Raw genomic sequence first — 6,000 nt, 5'->3', positions numbered from 1 at the left:
ACTGAAATTTGGATCCCTATCGTTAAGAAACTTAGATCTTAGAACACTGAAAGCAACACGAGTGCATACCACTACGTGTTGCTTTTTTCATTTACATTAAACTATCCTGCCCGTTAGTTTAGCGTCGAGGCCTCGTAAATCTTTGTTTCATCACCAGTAAAGATGTAAGCATTAGTGAAGTGACTCCACCCGTATTTCTCATAATATCCATCCAAATCTGTGCAAAGATAAAGTTTGTCGTGCCCTTTTTTTCGGGTTTCTTGAAGAGCATGCTTCAGCAATAAGGCTCCTATTTTCCGACCTCTTTGTTCGGGTGAAACATATAAACAGGCAAGCCATGGAAATATATCTTGCCGAGAGATTAAATCATTACGCAACAAAGCGTATGTACCAATGATCGATTCATTTTCAATCGCAATATAAAAACTTGGCAAGTCGCTACCAGTATTTATTGAATGAATCATACAATCGTGATAAAAATTAAAATTCTTCTCAGTACCCCATTGGTTCCAAAACAATTGTACTGCTTTTTCAAAGTGTTCAGCCTTATCTTTAAGTTCGTAGATCTCTAACATTACATCCTCCCTATCCCATTGTCGAGATACCTCATTTACGGCCTCTTATCATACCGTAAATTGGAACTAAACTGCCCGTTAGCTTAATCGACGGGCTTATTGTTGTTGAGATACCAAGCTTCAATTTGGTTATACGCCATTTGAATTTCTCTGTTAAAACTATCCTGGTATTCTTCCTTAATGTCCCTACCACTGGAACCATACTCTTCGTAACAATCAATTAATAAATCTTTTATAGTTTCTATTTTATGGTCATATAAGCTACGAATGATTTTTTGAGTCAGCCTATCATGCTCATCGTCAGGAGTCCCCATGCCGATTAGTTCAAATGGGTCAAACTCATTAACAATTTTTCTGATAGCTAAAAAATCACTCATATATTCTCTAGACATTTTCTTTTTATTAATAAATAACAGCCCCCAAATTTCGCCTAACATCTTTTTTACGAACTTCGCTCATTCATAATTGACACATTCGTTAAGTAATTAAACTATCCTGCCCGTTAGCGTAACAAAGGACTAGCGTTTTTTTCTATATGGAAGTAGAATGCTTTCTACCCATTCATAAAATTTATTTTCTGCTTCTTCGTAGTCATTCACCATTAAAATCACAGCACCAAACAATTCATGTCTTGGCTGAGTCTTTGCAAACAAACCTGTATCATGACTATCATCGTAGTAAACAAACCATTTGCCATCTTCAAAAAAACCAACAGCTTCGATATCATTGCCATCCTTGTAATACCCCAAGTGACAATGGCTTATTTCCATTTATTCTTTAACTCTTTCATTTAGGAATAATTCACCACTAAGTATAGGTTCTAAACATTATGGTTTATTCAACTATCCTACCCGTTATTTGGACGGTAACAGAAGAAAATGGCTGTCATTTTCTGAATTAATATTAACTGAAAAACCAATAGAGCGATAAAATTTATCTGCAATAGGGTTATCTGTCTTAAGTACAAGCAATTTATAGTTCTTTCTAGCTTCTGCAATAACAGAATCTATTAACATTCGCCCAATTCCAAATCGACGTACCTTTTCGGAAACATAAAGCCTACGAACACGACCAACTTTTTTGCTATTCACATAGGGGTCTTGATTCAATCCACAAACTCCAACAACATCGCTGCTCTGATAAGCGATAAAGAGTGCTTCTCCATCTTTATCAAATTTATTAGTTCCTGTTTCATAATCGTTTACTAACCGTTTAATGTGACGAAATCCTTCACCAGCACTTTCTATAACCAACTGTTTTAATTTATATGTATCTAGATGATTAACTTTTTGAATAATAATTCCATCCACCTAGACCATCCCCCCCAAAATCTTCTATAACCTGAATTCTTCAACTATGCTAAACTAGCATGCCCGTTTGTTGAGTGAAAAATAGAGCATCTGCACCGTGGCAGCATGCTCCACTATCGTTCGCCGTTAGCTTAATCTTACTAGTCTTTATTTTCCTTCTTCATTTGATTCGAAAAATTAGTCTCAATCCAAGCATCCGATACTTCTTAACTATTCAATTCTTCTTCAGATGGGGCGAATTCTTTTTCATGAACCAAACCTTTTATGAAAGTTTCAAAATTCTCCGCAAGTATTGTAATTTTAGGTTCATCAAATGCCACTACATCAACATGTATTACTTTTGGATTACCATTAATTCCACATTCGCTATAATCCATCATAATAGCATCATGACCGCCAGAGGGACATGAGCATACAAGGATACCAATGTTAGGGTATCCCCATTCTTCAATCATAAACTTACTCCCGAGTTCAATAGAGTCAATCCCCCACATACCTCCTATTCCAAGAATGGCGGTAATGGCAATATGGTCTTTTGCCCATGAGGTGGCCCTATTTGTGGGGAAACATGTATTAAAGGGGGTACCTCCATTTTTTGATTTTATGAGTTCAATATATGCATTCGGTAGTTTATATCCAAGGAGTTTTTCTGTTTCACAAATCATAGTGTCCGTAACTTGATTCAGACTTGTATAATAATCTGATTCATCCCAAAACTTGTCATAGTCAATTTTCATGATTCTAACCCCTCCGTTTGTTACTACATTCGCTACTCGAGTGATTTCTACCTTGTTTTAAGAGCCTATGTTATTGAACTATTCTGCCCGTTAGCTTAATAAAATGAGCAAACCACCGCAGCGCCTGCTCATCCATGGATGATATTCCACTATCGTTCCCCGTTAGTTGAATCGCTTTCCAATGAAACAGTGATGTCCTCGCTCAGAATACGTTATGTTAATATTAGTATTGATTGGTCATCATTCAATCTTGTAACTTCACAATTTTCAATGGTTTCAAACTCCCTTATTCTTTCTTCTATAGTTCTACCAGCATCATCCTTAAACAAATCTTCTCTATCGTAATGAGGAAAAATAAGTTTGTCAGTTATGTCTAATGCCGTAAAATCGTTTATATTCAATGTGTTCATTTCAGGGGTGAAGAATTGTACGATTTTAATGTTCGGTCCAAGTAGTAGCGCACCAGCACTTACTCCTACAATAACTACGTTCTGCGCTGCTAATTTTTTTATGATGTCATGGGCTCCACTTTTAATCGTATGGAATAATAAATTGAATGGATTTCCACCGCTTATATATATTACATCTTTCTGAGTAAGTAATTCTGGATTCTCGAACTCTAAATCAATAAAATCAACATTCTGAATTCCCATCGCCTTAAAGTCTGCTTTGGCTTTTTGTGCGTACCTGTTATTCTCTTTTTTAGGTGAAGCAGTTGTAATGATACTAGCTTTTAAGTGACTGACTTCTCCATCCACTAAATTCAAAAAGGTGCTTTTAATCTGCTCAGTATGAAATCCGCATGAAGTTTGTAATAATTTAGTCATAGCAACTCCCCCTTCTATCGGTCGAATTCTCGTTATATTCCCTTTCCATACAATACTACATATTTGGACTATCCTTCTAGTTTTCTTAACGAAGAAAGGAGCAGCTGCCGCATCAAACTGCTCCTTAATTGTTGAACTATCGTTTCCGTTAACTTAATACATCATTTGGGATAACCGACAGGATATAATGTCTTGAATATTGTCTAGTCTCTACAACTTTTGTCTGACCGTTTTTTTCAAAGGTAAGACCAGCACCCATTTGTTCTTTAAAGTCCCAGCCATTTTTCTTCATAATATCCTTGACTACATCATACCTAGATTCACTCTTTGATACGAAACTAGTGCTTTTATCTGTTTTGGAATACTGTTCATAACTACTATTCGCAAATTCAAGTTTAGATATTGAAGAAAGTATAGGTAAAGGATTTCCCTCTTGTGACAAGGCACTTCCAAATCTAAAGGTAAGAAACCCAGCCATCAAGACGAATAGCAGAAAGAATAGCAGAATTGCAGTCATTAAGATTTTTTTCATAATCCTCCCCCTCAAGTTATCCTAGCCGCCTTTCTTAAAGTAACGTTTTGAAGTGACATTAAGTTGCGTATTCTGCCCGTTAGTTCAATAGAAAAGAGGAGCTATCACATAGGAAGCTCCTCCGCTATCGTTCTCCGTTAGTTGAATAATGGTTCGGTTTCTAACCTAAACTGAATCCATTCGATACCTGCAACTTTTGTTTTAGTGGTTAGTCCACTAAATTCCCAAATTCCCGATTCCGATTTGGAAGGACCAGTAACCTGCCATTCATAAGCCAATTTGTGAGCACTTACTAGGGTTGAGAAAACGGCATGAGAAATATCGTCCTTATTTAAGGATGTGCTAAAACCAACATCATATAAAGCCGAATCCTTCCAATAACGTTCACAGGATAAAAGGGCAGCATTCGTCTCACAAACCTCTTCGAATCTTGAGAGTAATCTCCGAGCCTTTTCCTCTGTATTCACTTTGAAAAACGCATGCCAATGAATGCTTTTATACATTTAGATACCCCAATCATTGAATAAGATGCGATGGTGATTTAACAATTCAGCCTGTTGTCATTGAACTATCGTTACCCGTTAGCTGAATAAATAAAGATATTGATTCATGCCAGAACGTAGAAAGACCCACAAACGATGTTTTGCAGGGTCACTCCTCTTTCGTCGACTATTTCTCTTCGATTGGCGTATAAATCTCTAGCTCACTTTCAGGTGAAGTCGGATTAAATCTTTCGTCCATCAACTCCACTACCCAACCTTTACTATGTTTGTAGCCATTCTCATCAATCCAACGGTTAAGAGAACCATAAGCATCACCTATTTTCCAAATCTCACCTTTGTGCGTATAGACAGCATAAGTGCACACAGGAGTGGTCTGGCTTACCATTCCTTGTGGAATAGAACCAATCTCTGTGACTTGAGCGGTTGTATAGTAGGTTCCAAGGTTATCGGGTGCATAATTACCTGGTTCGTATAGAGCCAATTTTTCACCAGTTCGATTTTGGATTTCCTCCATACGACTTATTAAAGAGTCAAATGATTGCGGAATTACGGTTGGGTATTCTGAATACTTCGCTTCATGCCTTGTTCCAACTGCTGAGAATCCTCTTTTGACCACTCTACACGTGTTATCTTTAACGCCTAGTTCGCTCATTTCGTTTCTCCTTTCGGTTTCTGAATCGTATAAAAAGGCATAAAATAACATCTCGATTGCTATCCATATTTTCCCTGCTAAAGCACATTTGATTCTCCAAAAAACTTGCCGTTACTTGTGGTACGGTTCACCGAGTATGATCTTTAACTATCCTGCCCGTTAGTTCAATACTTCCTTTGTTATACTCTTTTCTCCTTCACTACTAACCAAATTCCAACCGTCCTCATTGCGCTTGTAAACCCAATATGTATCTGATTTAGGTTTTTGAAATCGTATAGTAAATCCTTCAGTAAAGAGTCTTTCGGAGTCGTCTTCTCCCAAATCCTTCACAATCGACTGCCTTGTTTTCTCTGATAACATAAACTCAAGTGTTTCTTGAAAAATTTTGTCTCTAATTTCTGGATCAAGTTTATCACTGTTTAGTGAATACAGCACAGTTAAATACACAACGTCAATTTTTTGAAGTTCTGCTTTTTTAATCTCATTATTTGCGTTGACTACTTTAGTTAAAAATGTTGTTACTTCGTTATTTTTAATGTTTGTAGTAGTTGCACATGCAGTCAACAGTATAAATGTTATGATGAGCATTATAACCATTACTAGTCTTTTTCCCATATTAACCCCTATCAGCACTAATATTCACGCATCAATAATACCACATTTTGGAATTGTTCTGCCCGTTAGCTTAATACAAGAGCAGGCCACCGCAGTGCCTGCTCATCAATGTGTGTTATTCAACTATCGTACCCGTTAGCTCAATAGTCTTATGTTTTAATTAGAGTCGCTGCTTATAGTTGTGAGGCTTGCCGAACACCTAATGCAGTGACGTCCCGACGGGCTTAGGGGGCTGGATGTGGTCACTCG

General features: G+C 37.1%; 10 protein-coding genes. All 10 read right to left on the bottom strand.

Features of this window, described 5'->3' with window-relative positions:
* Positions 1-113 precede the first annotated feature (113 nt).
* The gene (locus AC0YN6_RS28165) at positions 114-575 is read right to left on the bottom strand and encodes a GNAT family N-acetyltransferase (RefSeq protein WP_475751259.1); all 462 of its coding nucleotides are present in this window, start codon (positions 573-575) and stop codon (positions 114-116) included.
* Between the two features lie 83 nt (positions 576-658).
* Positions 659-1,012 carry a hypothetical protein gene (locus AC0YN6_RS28160; RefSeq protein WP_475751257.1) on the bottom strand — a complete coding sequence of 118 codons (354 nt, stop codon included), beginning with the start codon at positions 1,010-1,012 and terminating at the stop codon, positions 659-661.
* Between the two features lie 81 nt (positions 1,013-1,093).
* The gene (locus AC0YN6_RS28155) at positions 1,094-1,345 is read right to left on the bottom strand and encodes a DUF3986 family protein (protein ID WP_475751256.1); all 252 of its coding nucleotides are present in this window, start codon (positions 1,343-1,345) and stop codon (positions 1,094-1,096) included.
* 84 nt (positions 1,346-1,429) lie between these two features.
* Positions 1,430-1,885 (bottom strand): GNAT family N-acetyltransferase, encoded by a 456-nt coding sequence (locus AC0YN6_RS28150; RefSeq protein ID WP_475751254.1) that lies wholly within the window; start codon positions 1,883-1,885, stop codon positions 1,430-1,432.
* A gap of 206 nt (positions 1,886-2,091) precedes the next feature.
* A complete protein-coding gene (locus tag AC0YN6_RS28145) occupies positions 2,092-2,622 on the bottom strand; it encodes an SMI1/KNR4 family protein (protein ID WP_475751252.1) in 531 nt (176 codons plus the stop codon).
* A gap of 212 nt (positions 2,623-2,834) precedes the next feature.
* Positions 2,835-3,449, bottom strand: a complete 615-nt coding sequence (locus AC0YN6_RS28140) for a Type 1 glutamine amidotransferase-like domain-containing protein (protein WP_475751251.1) — start codon at positions 3,447-3,449, stop codon at positions 2,835-2,837.
* A 148-nt stretch (positions 3,450-3,597) separates the two neighbouring features.
* A complete protein-coding gene (locus AC0YN6_RS28135; protein WP_475751249.1) occupies positions 3,598-3,981 on the bottom strand; it encodes a hypothetical protein in 384 nt (127 codons plus the stop codon).
* A 137-nt stretch (positions 3,982-4,118) separates the two neighbouring features.
* Positions 4,119-4,484 carry a hypothetical protein gene (locus tag AC0YN6_RS28130; RefSeq protein WP_475751247.1) on the bottom strand — a complete coding sequence of 122 codons (366 nt, stop codon included), beginning with the start codon at positions 4,482-4,484 and terminating at the stop codon, positions 4,119-4,121.
* A 166-nt stretch (positions 4,485-4,650) separates the two neighbouring features.
* Positions 4,651-5,136 carry a GyrI-like domain-containing protein gene (locus AC0YN6_RS28125; RefSeq protein ID WP_158081857.1) on the bottom strand — a complete coding sequence of 162 codons (486 nt, stop codon included), beginning with the start codon at positions 5,134-5,136 and terminating at the stop codon, positions 4,651-4,653.
* Between the two features lie 159 nt (positions 5,137-5,295).
* Entirely contained in the window at positions 5,296-5,751 is a 456-nt protein-coding gene (locus tag AC0YN6_RS28120; protein WP_475751244.1) for a hypothetical protein, read from the bottom strand.
* Positions 5,752-6,000 lie beyond the last annotated feature (249 nt).

Source organism: Paenibacillus sp. J22P15, from assembly GCF_056269345.1.
Note: the sequence above shows the minus strand (reverse complement) of the source record. Positions and strands in the feature narration are given on the sequence as shown.

What these genes read in the sequence shown, in the direction of transcription:
- AC0YN6_RS28125 (WP_158081857.1), bottom strand. Translation starts at nt 5,136, where the DNA reads ATGAGCGAACTAGGCGTTAAAGATAACACGTGTAGAGTGGTCAAAAGA.
- AC0YN6_RS28140 (WP_475751251.1), bottom strand. Translation starts at nt 3,449, where the DNA reads ATGACTAAATTATTACAAACTTCATGCGGATTTCATACTGAGCAGATT.
- AC0YN6_RS28120 (WP_475751244.1), bottom strand. Translation starts at nt 5,751, where the DNA reads ATGGGAAAAAGACTAGTAATGGTTATAATGCTCATCATAACATTTATA.
- AC0YN6_RS28145 (WP_475751252.1), bottom strand. Translation starts at nt 2,622, where the DNA reads ATGAAAATTGACTATGACAAGTTTTGGGATGAATCAGATTATTATACA.
- AC0YN6_RS28135 (WP_475751249.1), bottom strand. Translation starts at nt 3,981, where the DNA reads ATGAAAAAAATCTTAATGACTGCAATTCTGCTATTCTTTCTGCTATTC.
- AC0YN6_RS28165 (WP_475751259.1), bottom strand. Translation starts at nt 575, where the DNA reads ATGTTAGAGATCTACGAACTTAAAGATAAGGCTGAACACTTTGAAAAA.
- AC0YN6_RS28155 (WP_475751256.1), bottom strand. Translation starts at nt 1,345, where the DNA reads ATGGAAATAAGCCATTGTCACTTGGGGTATTACAAGGATGGCAATGAT.
- AC0YN6_RS28130 (WP_475751247.1), bottom strand. Translation starts at nt 4,484, where the DNA reads ATGTATAAAAGCATTCATTGGCATGCGTTTTTCAAAGTGAATACAGAG.
- AC0YN6_RS28160 (WP_475751257.1), bottom strand. Translation starts at nt 1,012, where the DNA reads ATGTTAGGCGAAATTTGGGGGCTGTTATTTATTAATAAAAAGAAAATG.